We start from the raw sequence: 18,869 nt of genomic DNA, 5'->3' as shown, positions 1-18,869 counted from the left end.
GCGGAAACTACAGCTCGGTGACAGCCGTCGCGTAGTCCAGGCGCGGCAGGCGCGGGTACCGGGGTTCAGTTGCGGCCGGAACACCGATGTTGACTACCAGGATGGACTGGCGGTCCATACCGGCGTGCAGGTCAGCATCCAGGGCAGCGGCGTCGAAACCGCCCATCGGCCCGGCGGCCAGGCCGAGCGCACGGACTGCGAGCAGGAAGTAGCCCGCCTGCAGGTGGGCGTTGTTGTTGCCCATTACGGCGCTGAGGTCGGGGTTCGCGGCAAAGACCGCGCCCTGGGCCGGGGCCGGAGGGAAAATGGCGGCAAAGTGCTCGTGCCACTGACGGTCAAAGCTGAGCACGGCAGTCATCGGAGCTGCGGCGGTCTTGGCCTTATTGCCGTCCGCCATGTGCTCCACCAGCCGCTGCCGGGCCCCGGGTGTACGGACCCAGGTGATGCGCAGGGGCTGGATGTTCATGGCCGTGGGGCCCATCTTCGTCAGCTCGTAGATGGCGGCGAGCTGCTCGTCGGTAACCGCTTCGCCGCTGAATTCGGCCACGGTGCGGGCGTCACGGAAAAGTGAGTCCAGTGCTGCAGCGTCGAGCGCACTGGTGGATTGGATAGTGCCGTCGCTCATGCGCAGCAAACCTCCGTCATAGGTAATGGTTGAAGGTTTGACTATACATGGAGCGCAACGGTACTCCGTCCACTGTTACCCGGTGTTGCCTGTATTGCCCGGTGCGGCCCGCTGCTCAGGCCGCAGCGCCGGACGGCGACCACACGGCGTCGAGCCGCACGCCGGCGTCTTCCTCGGAAATTCCCAGCGCCAGGGAGATCTCGGTCAGCAGGGGCCGGCGCGCATGGCGCAGCATTTCGCGTTCGGCCTGGGACAGTCCGCGCGCGGCGTCGCGCAGCATCAGGTTGCGGACGACGGCGGCAATCACCATTGGATCACCGGTTGCGAGTTTCTCGCTGTTTTCCTTGTAGCGCCGGGACCACTGCGGGTCCTCGTTGTCCGCCGGTGCGCGGAGCACGGCAAACAAAGTCTCCAAGCCGGGGCGGTCAAGGACGGGCCGCAGGCCCACACGGGCCATCTGGTCGACGGGTACCCAGACCAAAAGGTGCGATGACTGCACCTGAAGGACAATGCAGTCCTTCTGCATGCGGGGATGGGTCTGATAGGACATTACGACGGCGGGGCCGTGGTGCGGATGGACCAGGACCTGGCCTTCGGAGAATGGCAATCTGCTGCCTCCTGACGAAAATGGAGGACCAATGCTCTGCGTCCTTAGCCGGCAACCGGCCACCCGGAACCAGCCGGATGGGACGGGCCGCACCTGCGAGCGTGGCCACTGCTTTCCATTTTACTCCGCTGCTTCGCTCCAATCCGGTCTATGAGCGCGGTTGGGGGTCAGCGGAGCGCGAAAAAGCGAGCTCCTGCAACGCCCGGCACGGACCTGATCCGCTGGCGCGGCAGAATGGAAGGGTGAGTTCTCCCTTTGACCTGCCCGCAGTCGGGGCCAACCTGGTGTTTATGCAGTCCCTGCCTGCCCTCGCGGAGGTTTTGGCGAAGGGGGCGGGAACCGCCGTCGTCCAGGCGCCGCCGGGCACCGGCAAGACCACTATGGTTCCGCCCCTTGCGGCCAACATCGTGGCTGCCGCCGGCCGCCGGGGAAAGGTCATCGTCACCCAGCCGCGGCGGGTGGCCGCACGGTCCGCCGCCCGCCGGCTTGCCGCCCTGGACGGCTCCGCTGTGGGGGAGCGGGTGGGCTACACCGTTAGAGGGGAAAGCCGTACCGGCGCCGGCACCATGGTTGAATTCGTGACGCCGGGAATCCTGCTGCGCCGGCTCCTGGCCGATCCCGGACTCGAAAGCGCAGCGGCGGTGATCCTCGACGAAGTGCATGAACGCGGGCTGGAAACCGATCTGCTGATGGGCATGCTCACCGAGGTGCGCCAGCTCCGCGACGACCTGACGCTCATCGCCATGTCCGCCACCCTCGACGCGCAGCGCTTTGCCGCGTTGATCGGCGGCGACGGCGGCGATCCGGCTCCTGTGATCGGCTGCCCGTCGGCACTGTATCCGCTGGCGGTCTCGTGGCAGCCTGCGGCGGCGCCGAGGCTGGACGAACGCGGCATCACGCGCTCCTTCCTGGACCACGTAGCGGATACCGCAGCCCGGGCCCACGCCGAGGCCGTGGCGGCGGACCCCCAGGTGGATGCCCTGGTCTTCGTACCGGGGGCCCGTGAGGTGGCGCATGTGGCGTCCCGGCTGCGCTCCCGGGCCGGCCGCGGCACCGAGGTGCTGGAGCTGCACGGCTCCATCGGCGCGGCGGAGCAGGACCGTGCGGTCTCCGGCCGCGCACCCGGGGAGCCGGCGAGGATTATCGTCTCGACGTCGCTGGCGGAGTCCTCGCTGACGGTGCCCGGTGTCCGGCTGGTGGTCGACTCCGGCCTGGCACGTGAACCACGCCGGGACGCGGCCCGCGGCATGAGCGGCCTGGTCACCGTTTCCTGCTCCCGTGCCTCCGCCGAACAACGGGCCGGCCGGGCGGCCCGGCAGGGGCCTGGCCGGGTGGTGCGCTGCTACGACGACCGCGCCTACGGTGCGGCGCCGGCGCACCAGACGCCCGAGATAGCTGTTGCCGACCTGACCGCTGCGGCCCTGTTGCTGGCCTGCTGGGGCGCTCCGGGCGGCGTCGGACTGGCCCTGCCGGATGCGCCGCCGCAGGCTGCGATGCAGGAAGCCATGGCGACGCTGAAGACACTGGGCGCGGTGGATGGCGGGGGACACGCCACATCCATGGGTAAGGTCCTGGCCCGGGTTCCGGCAGATCCCCGGCTGGCCCGGGCCCTCCTCGACGGCGCAGGGAGGGCGGGTGCCCGGACGGCTGCCGAAACGGTGGCGGCGGTTTCCGGTGACTTGCGTGCCCCGGGCGCTGATTTGACCCGGCTGCTGGGCACCCTGCGCACGGGCGGAATTCCGGGGGAGCGGCGCTGGGCCGAGGATGTCCGTCGGCTGGAACAGCTGGTCCGCCGCGAAGGGGCCCGGCTGCCGGCCGGCGGGAACGAGCCTGTGCCCGCTGCCGATGCCGTGGGCTTCACCGTCGCGTTGGCCTTCCCGGAACGGATCGCCCGCCGGGTTCCGGGTGCGGGTCCCGAACGGTACCTGCTGGCCTCGGGCACCCGGGCCGGGTTGCCTGCGGGCAGTCCGCTGACCGGCCAGGAGTGGATTGCCGTGGCCGATGTGGCCCGTGCGGAAGGCCGCGATGCCGCCGGCACGGGCGCCGTGATCCGCGCGGCAGCGCCGCTGAGCCGGGAGTCGGCGGAGGCAGCCTCGGGGCCCCTGCTGGAAGAAACACTGACCGCGGAACTGCGCGGCGGCAAAGTGGCGGCGCGGCGGGAGTACCGGCTTGGAGCCATTGTGCTTTCCTCCACACCCGTGCGCCCCGCCGCAGCGGAAGGCCGGCACGCCGTGGCCGCAGCGCTGGCCCGGCAGGGACTGGGCATCCTGGGATTCTCTGCCGCCGCCGACACGCTGCGCCGCCGCCTGGCCCTGCTGCACCGCGAACTGGGGGAGCCGTGGCCCGATGTGTCCGATCAGGCCTTGCTGGCCCGGCTGGAGGACTGGCTGGCTCCGGAGCTTGAACTACTGGCCGGTGGCGCCGCCGTTTCCGGAATCGACCTGAATGACCCGCTGCGCCGGCTGCTGCCCTGGCCGGAAGCCTCCCGGCTCGCGGAGCTGGTCCCGGAACGGCTGGAGGTCCCGAGCGGTTCGCGGGTGCGGATTGACTACCCCGAATACGGCGACGGGCGGCCCGTGGTCGCCGTGAAGCTGCAGGAGTGCTTCGGCTGGGCGGAAACCCCAAGGCTGGTGCAGGGGAGGGTGCCGGTACTGTTCCACCTGCTCTCTCCGGCCGGCCGGCCGTTGGCCGTCACCGATGACCTGGCGTCCTTCTGGTCCGGCCCGTACGCGCAGGTGCGGGCGGAGATGCGCGGCCGGTATCCCAAGCATCCGTGGCCCCAGGATCCGTGGAGCGCCCGGGCGACGGCGAGGACCAAAGCCAGGATGTGATGCACGGCAACTTGCGACCATCCTCACACCGGCCGCTGCACAATCGGCGGCGGTACGGCTCCTAGGCTGGAAGTGCGGCAACGATTCCTAGGCCGCAGTGAAAGGCTGCCTGACACCAGTGATGTCCCTTGTCCGTGAATTCCTGAGCATTCCCTCCGGCCGCGGGCACCGTTTTCCCGCCGTGCGCGTTGGTCTCGGCTTGTTTTTGCCGCTGCTGGTCCTGGTCCTGCTGGGGCGCACGGACCTGACCATGTACGCAATCTTCGGCTCGCTGACCGGGGTGTTTGGCCGCAGTGAGCCGCATTGGCGCCGGCTGAAGCACCAGTCCGCCTCCGGTGCCCTGATGATCCTGACCGTGCTGGCCGGCGTTGCGCTGTCCCAAACCGACCCGGGGCCATGGGCCGTGGTGGCTATCGGCACGGTGATTGCCGGCTGCATTTCCGTGGCCGCGGACTACCTCCGGGTCAGGCCCGCCGGTCCGTTTACCTACATTTTCGCCTTCACCGCCACCTCCGCCGCGCCCTTCGCGGGATCACTCGCTGAAGCCTTCCTGACCGCCGCGGCCGGGGCGCTCCTGGCTGTGCTGCTCGGTGTGGCCGGCCGGGTGCATGCCCGCCGGCATGCCCCCGCGGTGCGACTTAGCCGTGTGCCGCCGGCCTGGGGACGGATCCTGCTGCACTCGGGCAGGTACACGGCGGCGGTGGCAGCGGCCGGCTCGCTTTCGGCGGTACTGGGACTGGGCCACGGATACTGGGCCATGCTGGCCGCCTGCGCGCCGCTGGCAGCCGCCGACGCCGCGTCGGGTCCGAAGCGGGCGGCCCACTTCATTCTGGGCACCTACGCCGGGGTGCTGCTCTCGGCCCTGCTGCTGCAGGTGCACTGGTCGCCGGTGGAGCTGGCGGTGCTGCTGGCCGTGCTGCAGTTCTGCGGGGAAATCTACGTCATCCGGCATTACGGGATGGCCATGGTGTTCCTGACGCCGGTGGCGCTGCTGATGACAGGGTTCACGCACAGCGCGGACGTGTGGGCGCTGACCGTGGACCGGGCGCTGGAGACCACCATCGGTGCGCTGGTGGCCGTGGCCGTTATCGCCGGAACAACGCGCAGGGCGCAGGCGTTGCGCCCGGGAGCCTAGCTCCTGGACGCAACGAACAGCTGCGCCGGGCCGCGGACCTGCGCCTTCACCGGATCGCCCAGGTATAGGACCTTGGAGCCCTGGTCGATCGGAGTGGTGGTATCACCCACCGTGATTTCGGCATCCCCCAGCGCCGCCAGGACTACCGTAAAACGGCCCAGCTCAATGTCCCGCGGCGTCTCATCGAGGACCGCACGCTCCAGCAGGAGCTCATCGCTCCAGAGCGGAATCCGTTCCCGGAAGCTGTCTGCCTGGGTGACCGGGAGCGGTGCCGGCCCCGTCTGTTCCGTGGCCAGGATCTGCTGGAGCTCGTCCACGTTTATATAGTCCTTGGTCAGGCCCACCTTCAGTGCGTTCTCCGAAATGCTCATCACCACCATGGCCAGGCCGGAGAGGTAGGTGTGCATGCAGCCGGCCGGAGTGACCATGGCCTGCCCCGGTTCGAGGTGGAACAGGTTCATGCAGATGGCCAGCAGGATCCCGTGATCCCCGGGGAACAGCTCGCGGAGGCGGTGGACGACGGCGATCGTGTCCGCCACCGGGCCCGGGGACGGAGGGGTGCAGGCGGCCCGGTCCACGGCAGCATAGGTTTCCGCCAGTGCCCGTGCCTTCTCATCGGGCGTCATCCGGAGGATGGCATGGCTGGGGGATTCGTGGCGGAAGGCAGTGAAGGACCGCAGCCAGGGCAGGCCGAGTTCCTCCGCGATAACCCGCAATTCTGCCGGGCTGCGCTCGCCCGAGAGGACGCGGACGGGAGTAATGGCGACGGCCACCTCCAGCCTTGCGGAGCAGTCTTTATAGTTCCGGGTCCGGGCGTTCAGCGGCAGTCCCCGGGCCAGCTCGCGGATAAAGCCGGCCTGTGCCTGCTCCACGGAGGGATGGATGAGAATCTCCGGAGGAACGTCCGCGTCCACCAAGCGCATCCGGAAGGGGACGGGGCGATCCGGCAGGGCATCCGGCCCGGTGAATATCTCGGGATGTTCGACTATGAGCTGGTCCAGGGCGGCGGGAACATCGGCGGGATCCCACCGGATGAGCATCCCCGGTGCCTGCCCAGGCGCAGCGGTCGGACCAGTGGACGGGACAGGGGCAGCTCGCCGAGCCCCGCCGTGCAGTGAAACGGGGGGAATCGGCTGATCCATGTTGGGCCGCGGAACATCTATGAGGCCGTACAGGCGCGTCACGGCAGCGGAACCTCCCTCCCAAAGCCGTGTTGGACGATGAAAGTTCTGAGGCGGCGGAAACATCTTTCCGAACTCACATCACCGTTGATTGTGGATTCAAATGCTTACCCGTTAATTTTAGCGAGGGGCCGGGAGCGTGCGAAGCGGAAAGTAAGCCCCCTTGCGGTGAAGATGCCCACCCGCCGGAGTGATGCGAGCCGCACCCGGGAACCGTCGAATCTGGGCTTGCACTGGATGCATTCCTACACTCTTGTGATTTGGGTGCAATAATTATCCGCAGACCGGTACGCAGTGACGCAAACCCGAAAGAGGTTACAGGCACATATGGCATGCACAGGAACGACAGTCTCCGACCCGTATTGCGGAAGGGGCTGAAGCAATGGAATTCCTGATGCTCCTGATCTGCCTCCTGTTCGGCACGGTGCTGGCCGCAGGCGTGGGCGAGCGGATCCGCCTCCCGTACCCGGTGTTGATGCTGATCTTCTCGGCAATGATTGCCTTCCTGCCGATCATCCCCGAGGTCCACATCAACCCTGAGTTGATCCTCCCGCTCTTCCTGCCTCCGTTGCTTTACGCAGCCGCCCAGCGCAGTTCCTGGTCGGTGTTCCGCCTTCGCTGGCGCTCCCTGGTGCTGCTGGCCGTAGCCCTTGTGGCGGTAACCGTGGCTGTGGTGGCCGGCGTGTCATGGGTGATGATTCCGGCTCTTGGCCTCCCTGCCGCCATCGCCTTGGGCGCCATTGTTGCTCCGCCGGATCCCGTGGCGGTGGAAGCTGTGGCCGGCAAGGTGAAGATGCCCCGGCGCCTGGTCACCGTGCTGCAGACCGAGGGCCTCTTTAACGACGCCATTGCCATCGTGATCTTCCAGGCCGCCGTTGCGGCCAGCACAAGCGGCGGCGTCGTGGGGTGGGACATAGTGCCCCGGTTCCTCATCGGGGCCGCGGGAGCCGTGGTTCTGGGCCTCGCCATGGCATGGGTAGTGGGCAGCCTGAACCGGTTCGTCCCCAACATGGTGGCCCGGTCCGCCGCAACCCTCGTCGCCCCCTTTGCCGTTTATCTGCTGGCTGAAGAAGCCCACTTCTCCGGTGTGGTGGCCGTGGTGGTCACCGCCCTGGAGCTGGGCCGCAGGGCCCGGCCGCAGGACTCCGAGGAGCGTCTGACGCGCACCGCGTTCTGGGACGTCGTGGAGCTGCTGACCACCGGCGTCGCCTTCGGCCTGGTGGGCATCGAAATGCGCTACATCATCGAGGATGAGGGTTCGGACCTGCTGGGCATGATTCCCGGCATCGTGGCGGTCTGCGCCGCGGTGCTTCTGGTGCGGTTCCTGTGGATGCTGGCGATCTACCGCCTCGGCGGTGCCGAAAAGAACCACGTTCCCGGCTCGCTTAAGGAAGTCCTGGTGCTGACCTGGTGCGGTATGCGCGGACTGGCAACGCTGGCCCTGGCCCTGGCACTGCCGGGCACCACGCTCGCCGGAGAAGCACTGCCCGGACGCAACTTTGTGGTGGCCTGTGCGGCCGCGGTCCTGGTAGTCACCCTGGTGGTCCCGGGGCTGACCCTGCCGTGGCTGATGCGGGTCCTGAAGCTGCCCAATGACCACAAGGACGCCAACCGCAAGGAACGCGAACTGGCCCTGCGGGCCGAGAAGGCAGCCGTTGAGACCATGAAGCGCTGCGGGGCCATCCAGGAGCTTCCGCCCGAGCGCCGGGCCGTCCTGGCCAAGCGGATGTCCTCCCTGCACTCGATGCTGCAGGGCGATGAGGAACACGATCCGCAGAAGCTGCTGGACCGTAAGGCCACGCTGGAGGTCATGGACGTGGTGCAGCGCGAGGCGATGGACGCCGCGCGCCGGGAGGTGCTTGCGGCCCGCCGGGAGCCGGGCATGGATCCCGAGGCCGTGGACCGCGTGCTGCGCCGGCTGGACCTGCGCACCGTCACCATGGACCACCGGGAACACCACTAGGGCAGTTAGACTGCGGGACCATGAGTACCAAAGAGGAAGCATGGCCGCACCTGGGAGCGGCTTGGCTGGTGCAGGCCGCTGCCGCACTGGCGCTGGCGGTCGCCGTCGTGCTCCTGCAGCTGTGGGTGTTGCCCGAACCGGTGCTGGTAACCGTACTGCTGGCCGTGATCCTGGGCGCGCTCGTTATGCTGCTGCTCGCAGTGCCGGAACTCTTTGGCTGGATCCGCCGCCGCTTTGAGCGCACCTGGCTAGTGGTATCGCTCATGGGTGTGGTGGCTGTTGTATGCGGCTGGCTGCTGGTGATTACCTTTGTGCTGGGGTTCGGGCTGCTCGTGATCGGATTCGGCTGACCGATTCCGCACCCGGTGCGGTGCACGCGTAAGCTGGCAGGCCGGGTCCGCTCCAGCGGCCCCGTATACCAACCGTTGTTTAGGAATCCTCCCTCTTGAGTCTTGACCCCCAAACCGACGTTTCCCCTGCGCAGGGAAAGCCGGGACGCACCCCTGCCCCCGATGCCCTGGACGCCCGGACCAAAACCGTGATCGGGCTCCTGCTGGTCTCCTCCTTCGTGGTGATCCTCAACGAAACCATCATGAGCGTGGCCCTGCCGCGGCTGATGTCGGACCTTGAGATCACTGCCGGCACCGCCCAGTGGCTTACCACCGGCTTTATGCTCACCATGGCCGTGGTGATTCCGGCTACCGGTTTCCTGCTGCAGCGGTTCTCCATGCGCGGGCTGTTCCTCACCGCCATGTCCCTGTTCAGCGCCGGTACGCTGCTGGCCGCCACGGCACCCGGCTTCGGCGCCCTGCTGGGCGGACGGATCATCCAGGCCGGCGGCACGGCTATTATGCTGCCGCTGCTGATGACCACGGTCCTCAATGCCGTTCCGGCGCATAAGCGCGGGCAGATGATGGGAAGCATTTCCATTGTCATTGCGGTGGCACCGGCCATCGGGCCCACCGTCTCCGGAATCATCCTCAATGCGCTGGACTGGCGCTGGATGTTCTGGCTGGTCCTGCCCATCGCCCTGCTGGCCCTCGGCCTGGGCGCGGTGAAGGTGCGGAACCTTACCGAGACCAAGCGCGTGCCGCTGGACGTCCTGTCCATAGTGCTGTCCACCTTTGCCTTCGGCGGGCTCATTTTCGGCCTCAGCAGCATCGGCGAAGCTGCGCAGGGCAAGGAACTGATGCCGCTGTGGATCCCGCTGACCGTCGGGGCCCTCGCCATGGTCGGCTTCGTGCTGCGCCAGCTGGTGCTCCAGCGCACTGACAGTGCCCTGATGGACCTTCGCACGTTTACCAGTAAGCCCTTTGTGGTGGCGATCCTGATGGTCCTGGTTTCCATGATGGCCCTGTTTGGTTGCCTGATTGTCCTCCCGCTGTACCTGCAGAATGTTCTCGGGCTGACCACGCTGCAGACCGGCCTGCTCCTGCTGCCCGGCGGCGTGGTCATGGCCATCCTCTCGCCGGTTGTCGGTAACCTGTTTGACCGGTTCGGTCCCCGCCCGCTGGTGATTCCCGGCGCCGTGCTGCTCAGTGCCGCCCTGTGGGGAATGACCATGCTCACAGATGAGACCCCGGTTGGCGTCGTCATCCTGCTGCACTGCTTGCTCAATGCCGGCCTGGGCTTCATTTTCACGCCGCTGTTCACCTCTGCACTGGGCTCGCTGGACAAGTCCCTGTACTCCCACGGCAGCGCCATCATCAACACGCTGCAGCAGTTGGCCGGAGCCGCCGGCACCGCCGTCTTCATCACACTGATGACCACCGGCACGACGACGGCGCTGGCCGACGGTGCGTCAGCTGTCTCGGCTGCGGCTTCCGGCGTCCACACGGCGTTCTTCTGGGGTGCGGTAGTCTCCCTCGTCGCCGTTGCGGCATCGCTCTTCGTCCGCCGGCCGACCAACGAGCTGCCGGAGACCGTGCTCCCGCACTAAAACGGTTGACCCGCGGTGTGATGCAGGCCATACTCACCACTAACTAAACGATCATTTAGCTGAGTGGAGCATCCCATGACCGTAACCCGGACCGACCGTCCCGCCTTCGAACCCGCCGCCGGCCAGGACGTGGATTCAGACCTCTACCTCTTGGACGAACTGCTCGACGAGCAGGCGCGCGACGTCCGGGACCGGGTGCGTGCCTTTGTGGACAGGGATCTGCTTCCAGTCATCAACGGGTACTGGGAGCGGGCCGAGTTCCCGTTTGAGCTGGTGCCCAAACTAGCGGCGCTGAACATAGCCGGAGGCACCATCACCGGCCACGGCTGCCCGGGGCTGAGCCGGATTGCCTCCTCCACGGCGGCAGCGGAACTGGCCCGCGGCGACGGGTCCATCAACACCTTCTTCGGCGTCCACTCCGGCCTGGCCATGGGCAGCATCGACATGCTCGGCAGTGAGGAACAGAAGCAGCGCTGGCTGCCGGCAATGGCCACGATGGAAAAGATCGGCGCCTTTGCGCTGACGGAGCCGGGCCACGGTTCGGATTCGGTCTCACTGGAAACCAGTGCCCGCCGGGAGGGGAACGAGTATGTCCTGAACGGCAGCAAACGGTGGATCGGCAACGCGAGCTTCGCCGACGTCGTGATCATCTATGCCCGGGACGAGGCCGACGGCGCGGTCAAGGCCTTCGTGATGGAAAAGGACGCGGACGGCCGGCACCCGGCCGGGTACATGGCAGAAGTCATCACCGGCAAGATGGGCAAGCGGGCGGTGCTGCAGCCGGACATCGTGATTGAGGACCTGCGCATCCCGGCGGCAAACCGGCTGGAGAACTGCAACTCCTTCAAGGACGTGAACAAGGTGCTGGCTGCCACGCGAGGGGGAGTGGCCTGGGAAGCGCTGGGGCATGCGGAGGCCGCATACGAGATTGCGGTGGCCTATGCCAAGCAGCGGGTGCAGTTCGGCCGGCCGATTGCCGGGTTCCAGCTGGTGCAGAACAAGCTGGCCAACATGCTCGCCCAGCTGACCGCCGTGAAGCTCACCTGCTTCCGGCTCAACGAATTGGGTGACGCCGGGCAGATGACCGGGCCCATGGCCTCCATGGCCAAGATGTTCGCCGCCCGGCAGGGCCGCTGGATTTGCCAGGAGGCACGGGACATCATGGGCGGCAATGGCCTGCTGCTGGAAAACCATGTGGCGCGGCACCTGACGGACATGGAAGTGGTCTTCACCTATGAGGGCACGGACAGCATGCAGTCGCTGATCCTGGGCCGGCACATCACCGGACTGTCCGCCTTCGCCTAGCCCAGGAGCCCGCCGCCGGCATTACCGGACCCGCAGGCCCATCACCTGCCCGGTTTTGCCTGCGGCGGGGTCCATTGCCTCGGGCCATTGGGCGGTCATCATGAACAGCAGGCCGCCGTCCTGGCCGCCGGTGGCGCAGGAGAAGCATCCCTGCTCCAGCTGCACGGTCTCCACTACGTTCCCGCCCGCCTGGATCCGCACGCAGCGTTCCCCCGGCACCTCGGCAAACCAGATGCCCCCGGAGCCGTCCCAGCAGATGCCGTCCGGCGCACTGCCGTTGACCGCTGCCCATTCCCCGGCCGGCGCCAGCCCCCCGCCGGGCGTAACGCTGAAGGAAGTGAGCCGGCCGGCGTTGGACTCGGCAACCACCAGCGTCCCGCCGTCGTCCGAGACCAGCATGCCGTTGGGGAAAGCCAGCCCGCGGGCGGCCTGCTCCGCGGATCCGTCCGGCCGGACCAGGGCAATGACCCCGTCCGCACGCGCCGCGCCGGAGTAGTCGTAGCCAATGCCGTTGACGTAGATGTTGCCGGAAGGGTGAACGGCAATTTCGTTCCACGGATAGTCCGAGAGGCCGCTGAGGTCTGCGTACGGGACCAGTCCGGCGTGGGGCACTTCCACCAGGACGTGGCCATCGGTCCCTGAAACCACCACCATGCGGCCGTCCGGCAGCCAGTCAAAACTGATGGGGAAGGACGGTACCGCGGTAACCCGGCGGACATTACCGTCCGCATCCAGTGCGGAAATGGTCCCTGCAGTCCAGTCCGCGAACCATAATTCACCGTTGTGCCACCGGGCCGATTCCCCCATGCCGATACCGGACACCAGTGTGGTCAGTTCCGCCATGCTTGCACCTCGATTACCTTGGGTCCCGGGCCTGCCGCCGGTGCGGGACCTCCAGTATGCCCGTGGGACGGGCGGTGTAACAGGCATGCGGGGTGCGGCGGCGCTCAGGCCGCGGCGCCCAGCATCCGCAGCGCCATGGAGCTGTGGTGTTCACCGATTGCTGCAGCACTCAGCCGGCCGTCGCTTCGGTACCAGCGCGCGACGTCAATGCACAGCGACAGCAGCGCGAACACGGCGAGCGATGTGTCCGGGACGTTGAACAGACCCTGCTCCCGGCCCCGGTCCACCACGGTGCGGAACTCCGCGTCCACCGCCCTGCGGATGTCCAGCACCTCGGCACGATGCTCGTCGCTGAGCGCGGCCAGTTCGAAGTTGACCACGGCCGACTTGGTGCGGTTGCTGCTCTGCCATTCCACGAAGTCCCGCACCATGGTGCGGATCTGTTCCACCGGATTGCTGCTGGTGGAAGCGCAGGCGCGGACCAGTTCCAGGGTGCGCTCGTGCCCGAGCTTGGAGATGCTGTAGAGCAGCTCTTCCTTGGAGCGGTGGTGCACGTACACGGCTCCGGGGGTGACGCCTGCGGCGGCGGCGATGTCCCGCGTCGTCGTGCCGTGGAAGCCCTTGGCGGCAAACGCCTCGGTGGCGGATTCCAGCAGCCGCTGGCCGGTCTGGACTGCAGGCACCTGGACCTCCGGGGATGGCAGTGAATGAGCGTTCAGAAATCAGGGTAACAGCGGCGGCGGGGTGGCTGCGCCGGTCCCGTGAGGCAGCAGCGCTGGAACCCAATTCGGCTGGCGCGTGGCTGTTTCTTCGTCCGCACCGCGCCCGCGGCGGCCTTCCGGACCTAGACTGAAGAGCTCAGGGGGAGGCGAAGCCCCGTGCGGGCTTGGCTGTATACGCCATACCAAGGGAGCATCCATATGTGCACAGGCATCAGGTTCTCGGACGGCAGCAACCTTTATTTCGCACGCAACCTCGACTGGACATCCGACTTCGGGGAACGGGTGGTGGTGACGCCCACCGGTTACGCCACCAAGTCGCCGTTCGGCGCGGTGCCCAAGATCCAGCACGCCGTTATCGGCATGGGCATTGTCCAGGAGGACACGCCGCTGTACTTCGACTGCGGCAACGACGCCGGCCTTGCCGTCGGCGGCCTGAACTTCCCGGGGTACGCGCAGTACGCGCCGGAACCGGTGCAGGGTGCCACCAACGTCGCAGCGTTCGAATTCCCGCTGTGGGTGGCCTCCCAGTTTGCCAGCGTTGACGAGGTCGAAGCCGCGCTGGACAAGGTGGTGATTGTCGACAAGCCGATCAACGACAAGTATCCGAGTTCATTGCTGCACTGGCTTATCGGCGACTCAACGCGGGCCATCGTCGTGGAACATACGAAGGACGGTATGCACGTCTTCCACGACGACGTAGACGTGCTGACGAACCAGCCCGGCTTCGACTGGCACCACGAGAACCTGCGCAACTACCTCAACGCCTCGTCCGCATTTCCCGAGGAAGTTGTGCTCAACCGGGCGCATCTGACCCCGTTCGGCTCGGGGTCACTGATGCGCGGGATCCCCGGGGACTACTACTCGCCGTCGCGGTTTGTCCGCGCGGCGTACGTGCATGCGAACTACCCGGAGCAAAGCACTGAGGAAGAGAACGTCAGCCGCGCGTTCCACACCTTGCAGCAGACCGCCATGGTCGCCGGCAGCGCTGCCATGGGGTCGGGGGAGTTTGAGATAACCACGTACACCGGCCTGTATTCGTCCCGGACCATGAGCTACTACTGGAACACCTACGACGACCCGGCCATCCAGAGCGTCCGGATGGCCGACCACAAGGCCGACGGATCGGACCTTGTGGTCATTAGCCCCGGCAGCTAAGCCAGGCGGGAGCGGACGATCTCGCTCACGGCCTTGCCATCGAACCGCCCTGCCACCTTGGCGGTCACCGGCTTCATCACCTGGCCCATCTGGCGCATGGACGGCTCAGTGCCTGCGGCGCGCAGGCCGGCGATGGCTTCGTCGACAATCGCTTCAACGTCTTCCCGGCCCAGTGGCGCGGGAAGGTAGGCCTCGATGACCTCCGCTTCGGCTTCCTCCGCGGCGGCGCGTTCGGTTTCGCCTGCCTCGGTGTAGATGCGGGCCGTGTCGCGGCGCTTAGCTGCTTCCTTCTGCAGCAGGGAAACCGTCTGCGCGTCGTCGAGCTCTACGGGAGTCTTCCCGGACTTTTCGCGGGTGGTGATTTCGCCCAGCACATTGCGCACCGTGGTGAGGGCAGTACGGTTGCCCGCCTTCATGTGCGTCTTCATGTCTGCCTGCAGCTGCTCTTTGAGCGTGGCCATAACCGATCCTCTTCCACTGGTGTGTTGCGTCCCTCCTATCGTCCCACCGGGTGACCCGCTGCTGCTCGGACCGCCTGCGTGGCGGGGGACACAGCGTCCGGAATCACACCCCAAAACCCCCCAAGTTGTCTTTAGCCAGTCAAAACAACTGATAGCGTTCTTGGTATGCAGACGGACCTGGAAGCGGATCGGCTGGCCGGAAAAATCCGGACAGCTGGACTGAAAGTCACTGCACAGCGCCTGGCGGTTTTGCGGGCGCTGGAGAACACCCCGCACTCCAGTGCGGACCGTGTTCTGGGTGTCGTCCGGGAAGAACTGCCGGCCATTTCGGCGCAGGCGGTTTACGGGATTCTGTCGGCTTTCACTGACGCAGGGGTAGCCCGGCGGATTGAACCCGCCGGATCACCCGCCCTGTACGAGTCCCGTGTGGGGGATAACCACCACCACCTCGTCTGCATCAGCTGCGGAACAATCCGCGACGTGGATTGCGTGATCGGCGAGGCGCCCTGCCTTGCCCCGTCGGATGACTCCGGCTTCACCGTAATTGCCGCCGAAGTAACCTTCAGCGGTGTCTGCAGCAGCTGCCGGCAACAGGCGGAATCCTCCGCCCGCTAAGCAGCACACCCGTCCGAAGCACCGGCGGGCCTTTCAATGGCGATTTTCCCTTTCCGGGCTGCACCATGCCCGGAATCCGCCTCGTCCCGGCCCGCGAAGCCGGCGGCAAAAACCCCGGCCCGAGTCTCACCGAACGCAATATCCGAGGAGAGAACTATGACCATCTTGATCAACCGACCCGCAGCAGCAACCACCACCCGGGAAACGAGCTACCGCGCCGCCCCGGCCGCCGCTTCATCCCGGCCCCTGGGCAGCTACACCACCCGCTACGACCGCCCGCAGGCAGCAGCCCGCCCCGAGGGCAGCTACGTCTCGGCCGCCAGCCAGGCAACGCGTGTCCGCGGCAGCTACACCCGCATGGAAGGTGCCGCACAGCGCAACCGTCCCGTGGGCACTTACACCCTCCGCGGCTAGGCTTCGAGGCCAGCCTGCGCCCCCGGCGATTACCGCCGGCCGTGCAACGGTAAGATGGGTGCTCGTTGTCCCGCGGGGCGAAGACCAACCCCTTGAGAGGACACCATGAGCCTGATCCGGCTGCAGGACGTCAACACTTCCTTCGAGAAGAAGCAGGTCCTGCGAGAAGCGTTCCTTCGGCTCGAACCCAAGGACCGGATCGGCCTGATCGGCCGCAACGGGTCCGGCAAGTCCACCATCCTCAAGCTTGTGCTGGGGCAGGTGGAGCCGGACTCGGGCACGGTAACCGTGGAAGCGGGGGTGAAGATCGGCTACTTCTCCCAGTTCTCGGAGCTCGACGGCGCTGCCAGCATCACCGAGGTCCTCGACGCTGTCTTCGGATCGGTCAAGGATGTGGAAGCCGAGTTGGCCCGCATCGACGGCGAGCTGTCCGGAAATCCCTCCGATAAGGAGATGGACCGCCTCATCCGGCGCCAGTCCGAACTGTTTGAAACCATGGACCGGCTGGACGGCTGGGACTATCCCCGGCGGATTGACACGGTCCTGACCACACTGGGGTTTACCGAGGCGCACCGGACCTGCCCCATTGACGCCCTGTCCGGCGGCTGGCGGAACCGGGCAGCGCTGGCGAAGATCCTGCTCGAGCAGCCCGACGTCCTGCTGCTTGACGAGCCCACCAACTACTTGGATGTGGCCGGCGTCGAATGGCTTGAAACCTGGTTCCGTGATTTCCGCGGCGCCGCCGTCATTGTCTCGCATGACCGGAAGTTCCTCGATGCCGTCGTCACCCGCATCGTGGAGGTGGAGAACTTCCACCTGCACGAATACCCGGGGAACTTCGCCGAATACGTGGTGCAGAAGCAGTTCCGGCTCAAGACGCTGCAGGCGCAGTTTGTCCACGAGGCCGAACTGCTGGCCTTTGAAGCAGAAGGCATAGCGGACCGCCGCGAGGCGGCCAAGGCCGGCGGCCGGCTGGGCACCCAGCTGGCCCGGATCAAGAAATCCCGCGCCCCGCGCCCGGTGGATGAAATCATCACGGCCATCTACGACGGGCTGCACGTCAAGGACGTCCTGGGCCGTTTCCGCGGACTGGCAAAGTCTTACGGCGACAAGGTGCTGTTCTCCGACCTGAGCTTCGAAGTGAACAGGGGAGACCGCATTGCGGTGACTGGAACCAACGGCAGCGGCAAAACCACCCTGCTTCGCGTGCTCACCGGCGAGGAAGCTCCTGACGCCGGCGAGGTCAACTGGCCCAAGGGACCGTCCATGGTCTCCTACAACCAGATGCTCGCCGAACTCGACGACGACGACACCGTCACCCACGCCGTGAACTCCCTTCCCGGATCCCTGGCTTTCAGTGCGACGAAAAAGTCCGTGAACCGGTTCCTGACAATGTTCCAGTTCTCCGAAGCGGACCTGACCGCCAAAATCGGCAACCTGTCCGGCGGCCAGCGCGCCCGCGTAGCCATGGCACAGTGCCTGCTTTCCGGTGCCCCCGTACTGCTGCTGGATGAACCCACCAACCACCTTGACATGTCCAGCACCCAGGTCATGGAGCGGGCCCTGCTGCATTTCCCGGGAGCGGTCATTGTGGTCAGCCACGACCGGTTCTTCACCGAAAAAATAGCCACCCGCTGGTTCATTTTCGGTGCGGAAGGTTCTGCTCCCGGGCAAGTGGAGATCCGCGAAGGCTGACCCCTCCGGCACGCCGGTTCCGCGGGGCACCTGTTTGTGCGGCGAAAGCCGCGGTAATGTTCAGGCGGTGTTCGACGGACCCAGCCTCGTCTTTTTCGCCGCCGGATTGGCGGTGTTCATGGCCGCCGTGCTGCCCAAAATCCTGCGCGACATACCCGTGTCGATGCCCATGGTGTTCCTGGGCGCCGGCATCCTGGCCTTTACCGTGCTCCGGAACCTGCCGGATCCGGACCCGGTCCGGTACGCCGACGTCACCACGCACCTGACCGAAGTATGCGTCATCATCTCGCTGATGGGTGCCGGGCTCGCCCTGGACCGGCCCGTCGGGTGGCGGCGCTGGTCCACCACCTGGCGGATGCTTGGCCTTGCCATGCCGCTGACCCTGCTGGGACTGACCCTGCTGAACCTGTGGCTGCTCGGCGTCGGACTGGCTGCCGCAGTGCTGGTGGCCGCCGCCCTGGCGCCCACCGACCCGGTGCTCGCCTCCGAGGTGCAGGTGGGGGAGCCGGCCGATGACGAGGAAGAAGACGCCGAAGGGGAAGCAGAGGACGAAGTCCGCTTCGGGCTGACGTCAGAGGCCGGGCTGAATGACGGACTGGCGTTCCCCTTTGTGTACCTGGCGATTGCCCTGAGCGTGGTGGGCACCGCGCCGTCGGCATGGCTGCCGCACTGGCTTGCCATTGATGTCCTCTGGCGGATTGGGATGGGCCTGCTCCTGGGCTTCGCCACCGGCAAGGGACTCAGCCGGATTTTCTTCTCCGCCCGGCTTGAGAGCATCCGGCTGTCCAACCACTCCGAAGGCTTCGTCGCCCTGGCCTCCACCTTCCTGGCCTACGGCATCACCGAGATGCTGGACGGCTACGGGTTTGTGGCCGTGTTTGTATGCGCCGTCACCATCCGTGCCGCCGAACGCACGCACGGCTACCACCGGGTGCTCCACAGCTACGTCGAGCAGCTGGAGCGGCTGCTCACAGTAGTGATCCTGGTGCTGCTGGGAGGGGCCATTGCCCGGGGGCTGCTGGCCGGCATCGGCTGGCGCGAAATAGCCGTGGCCGCGGCCTTCCTGCTGCTGGTACGGCCGCTGGCGGGCTGGATCAGCCTGCTTGGCGGCCGGCCCGGGCGCCGTGAACGGCTGGCCATTGCCTTCTTCGGCGTCCGCGGCATCGGCTCGCTGTACTACCTGGGCTATGCCCTGGGCAAGGGGAACTTTCCCGGCGGCGAGCAGCTGTGGGCGATGATCGGCCTGGTGGTAGCCTCCTCGATTGTCCTGCACGGCGTGACCGCCGCCCCGGTCATGAACCGGCTGGACCGCCTGCGCGAGCGGGTGGCGGAAGAGCGCTTCGGCGACGGCCGGCAGGCGCCGGACACCCCGGTCTAA

17 protein-coding genes are annotated in these 18,869 nt (G+C 66.8%); 11 read left to right on the top strand and 6 right to left on the bottom strand.

What is annotated here, in order from left to right:
• Window positions 1–7: 7 nt before the first annotated feature.
• Both LOC57_RS09150 and LOC57_RS09145 read right to left on the bottom strand, forming a co-directional pair.
• Complete coding sequence (locus LOC57_RS09150) at window positions 8–625, bottom strand: malonic semialdehyde reductase (RefSeq protein WP_229959265.1); 618 nt, start codon at window positions 623–625, stop codon at window positions 8–10.
• Between the two features lie 115 nt (window positions 626–740).
• Window positions 741–1,232, bottom strand: coding sequence for a CarD family transcriptional regulator (locus tag LOC57_RS09145; RefSeq protein ID WP_227911188.1), 492 nt, complete (start codon window positions 1,230–1,232; stop codon window positions 741–743).
• Between the two features lie 290 nt (window positions 1,233–1,522).
• Here LOC57_RS09145 and hrpB point away from each other — a divergent pair, with 290 nt between their 5' ends.
• Window positions 1,523–4,063: an ATP-dependent helicase HrpB gene (hrpB, locus tag LOC57_RS09140; protein WP_229959573.1), complete on the top strand. Its 2,541-nt coding sequence runs from the start codon at window positions 1,523–1,525 to the stop codon at window positions 4,061–4,063.
• Window positions 4,064–4,184: 121 nt separating this feature from the next.
• Complete coding sequence (locus tag LOC57_RS09135) at window positions 4,185–5,198, top strand: FUSC family protein (protein WP_229959571.1); 1,014 nt, start codon at window positions 4,185–4,187, stop codon at window positions 5,196–5,198.
• Here LOC57_RS09135 and LOC57_RS09130 read toward each other — a convergent pair.
• A complete protein-coding gene (locus LOC57_RS09130; RefSeq protein ID WP_229959263.1) occupies window positions 5,195–6,238 on the bottom strand; it encodes a hypothetical protein in 1,044 nt (347 codons plus the stop codon). The two genes, LOC57_RS09135 and LOC57_RS09130, sit on opposite strands and share 4 nt — an antisense overlap.
• A gap of 523 nt (window positions 6,239–6,761) precedes the next feature.
• Here LOC57_RS09130 and LOC57_RS09125 point away from each other — a divergent pair.
• From LOC57_RS09125 to LOC57_RS09110, 4 genes are all read left to right on the top strand, one after another.
• Window positions 6,762–8,342 carry a Na+/H+ antiporter gene (locus LOC57_RS09125; RefSeq protein ID WP_227911190.1) on the top strand — a complete coding sequence of 527 codons (1,581 nt, stop codon included), beginning with the start codon at window positions 6,762–6,764 and terminating at the stop codon, window positions 8,340–8,342.
• Window positions 8,343–8,362: 20 nt separating this feature from the next.
• Window positions 8,363–8,692 carry a hypothetical protein gene (locus LOC57_RS09120; RefSeq protein ID WP_227911191.1) on the top strand — a complete coding sequence of 110 codons (330 nt, stop codon included), beginning with the start codon at window positions 8,363–8,365 and terminating at the stop codon, window positions 8,690–8,692.
• Window positions 8,693–8,787: 95 nt separating this feature from the next.
• Window positions 8,788–10,281 carry an MDR family MFS transporter gene (locus LOC57_RS09115; RefSeq protein ID WP_229959261.1) on the top strand — a complete coding sequence of 498 codons (1,494 nt, stop codon included), beginning with the start codon at window positions 8,788–8,790 and terminating at the stop codon, window positions 10,279–10,281.
• Between the two features lie 75 nt (window positions 10,282–10,356).
• Entirely contained in the window at window positions 10,357–11,586 is a 1,230-nt protein-coding gene (locus LOC57_RS09110; protein WP_229959258.1) for an acyl-CoA dehydrogenase family protein, read from the top strand.
• A 21-nt stretch (window positions 11,587–11,607) separates the two neighbouring features.
• Here LOC57_RS09110 and LOC57_RS09105 read toward each other — a convergent pair whose 3' ends face one another.
• Both LOC57_RS09105 and LOC57_RS09100 read right to left on the bottom strand, forming a co-directional pair.
• Window positions 11,608–12,429: an SMP-30/gluconolactonase/LRE family protein gene (locus tag LOC57_RS09105; protein ID WP_229959256.1), complete on the bottom strand. Its 822-nt coding sequence runs from the start codon at window positions 12,427–12,429 to the stop codon at window positions 11,608–11,610.
• A 104-nt stretch (window positions 12,430–12,533) separates the two neighbouring features.
• A complete protein-coding gene (locus tag LOC57_RS09100) occupies window positions 12,534–13,112 on the bottom strand; it encodes a TetR/AcrR family transcriptional regulator (protein WP_227911195.1) in 579 nt (192 codons plus the stop codon).
• Between the two features lie 237 nt (window positions 13,113–13,349).
• Here LOC57_RS09100 and bsh point away from each other — a divergent pair, with 237 nt between their 5' ends.
• The gene (bsh, locus tag LOC57_RS09095; protein ID WP_227911196.1) at window positions 13,350–14,306 is read left to right on the top strand and encodes a choloylglycine hydrolase; all 957 of its coding nucleotides are present in this window, start codon (window positions 13,350–13,352) and stop codon (window positions 14,304–14,306) included.
• Here the strand turns inward: bsh and LOC57_RS09090 are convergent.
• The gene (locus LOC57_RS09090; protein ID WP_227911197.1) at window positions 14,303–14,767 is read right to left on the bottom strand and encodes a GatB/YqeY domain-containing protein; all 465 of its coding nucleotides are present in this window, start codon (window positions 14,765–14,767) and stop codon (window positions 14,303–14,305) included. The genes bsh and LOC57_RS09090 overlap by 4 nt on opposite strands.
• 165 nt (window positions 14,768–14,932) lie before the next feature.
• Between LOC57_RS09090 and LOC57_RS09085 the strand changes: the two genes are divergently transcribed.
• The 4 genes from LOC57_RS09085 to LOC57_RS09070 all read left to right on the top strand — a co-directional run bounded on the left by LOC57_RS09085 (window position 14,933) and on the right by LOC57_RS09070 (window position 18,869).
• Window positions 14,933–15,382: a Fur family transcriptional regulator gene (locus LOC57_RS09085; protein ID WP_227911198.1), complete on the top strand. Its 450-nt coding sequence runs from the start codon at window positions 14,933–14,935 to the stop codon at window positions 15,380–15,382.
• A 156-nt stretch (window positions 15,383–15,538) separates the two neighbouring features.
• Window positions 15,539–15,796 carry a hypothetical protein gene (locus LOC57_RS09080; RefSeq protein ID WP_229959254.1) on the top strand — a complete coding sequence of 86 codons (258 nt, stop codon included), beginning with the start codon at window positions 15,539–15,541 and terminating at the stop codon, window positions 15,794–15,796.
• A gap of 105 nt (window positions 15,797–15,901) precedes the next feature.
• Window positions 15,902–17,491 carry an ABC-F family ATP-binding cassette domain-containing protein gene (locus tag LOC57_RS09075; protein WP_227911200.1) on the top strand — a complete coding sequence of 530 codons (1,590 nt, stop codon included), beginning with the start codon at window positions 15,902–15,904 and terminating at the stop codon, window positions 17,489–17,491.
• Window positions 17,492–17,558: 67 nt separating this feature from the next.
• Window positions 17,559–18,869: a cation:proton antiporter gene (locus tag LOC57_RS09070; protein WP_229959252.1), complete on the top strand. Its 1,311-nt coding sequence runs from the start codon at window positions 17,559–17,561 to the stop codon at window positions 18,867–18,869.

Source organism: Arthrobacter sp. zg-Y750 (genome assembly GCF_020907365.1).
Taxonomy (GTDB): Bacteria; Actinomycetota; Actinomycetes; order Actinomycetales; family Micrococcaceae; genus Arthrobacter_B.
Note: the sequence above shows the minus strand (reverse complement) of the source record. Positions and strands in the feature narration are given on the sequence as shown.

Bases quoted from the DNA above. Each gene is read 5' to 3' on its own strand.
- LOC57_RS09150 (WP_229959265.1), bottom strand. From the start codon at position 625: ATGAGCGACGGCACTATCCAATCCACCAGTGCGCTCGACGCTGCAGCA.
- hrpB (WP_229959573.1), top strand. From the start codon at position 1,523: ATGCAGTCCCTGCCTGCCCTCGCGGAGGTTTTGGCGAAGGGGGCGGGA.
- LOC57_RS09135 (WP_229959571.1), top strand. From the start codon at position 4,185: ATGTCCCTTGTCCGTGAATTCCTGAGCATTCCCTCCGGCCGCGGGCAC.
- LOC57_RS09130 (WP_229959263.1), bottom strand. From the start codon at position 6,238: ATGCTCATCCGGTGGGATCCCGCCGATGTTCCCGCCGCCCTGGACCAG.
- LOC57_RS09125 (WP_227911190.1), top strand. From the start codon at position 6,762: ATGGAATTCCTGATGCTCCTGATCTGCCTCCTGTTCGGCACGGTGCTG.
- LOC57_RS09120 (WP_227911191.1), top strand. From the start codon at position 8,363: ATGAGTACCAAAGAGGAAGCATGGCCGCACCTGGGAGCGGCTTGGCTG.
- LOC57_RS09110 (WP_229959258.1), top strand. From the start codon at position 10,357: ATGACCGTAACCCGGACCGACCGTCCCGCCTTCGAACCCGCCGCCGGC.
- LOC57_RS09105 (WP_229959256.1), bottom strand. From the start codon at position 12,429: ATGGCGGAACTGACCACACTGGTGTCCGGTATCGGCATGGGGGAATCG.
- bsh (WP_227911196.1), top strand. From the start codon at position 13,350: ATGTGCACAGGCATCAGGTTCTCGGACGGCAGCAACCTTTATTTCGCA.
- LOC57_RS09090 (WP_227911197.1), bottom strand. From the start codon at position 14,767: ATGGCCACGCTCAAAGAGCAGCTGCAGGCAGACATGAAGACGCACATG.
- LOC57_RS09085 (WP_227911198.1), top strand. From the start codon at position 14,933: ATGCAGACGGACCTGGAAGCGGATCGGCTGGCCGGAAAAATCCGGACA.
- LOC57_RS09080 (WP_229959254.1), top strand. From the start codon at position 15,539: ATGACCATCTTGATCAACCGACCCGCAGCAGCAACCACCACCCGGGAA.
- LOC57_RS09075 (WP_227911200.1), top strand. From the start codon at position 15,902: ATGAGCCTGATCCGGCTGCAGGACGTCAACACTTCCTTCGAGAAGAAG.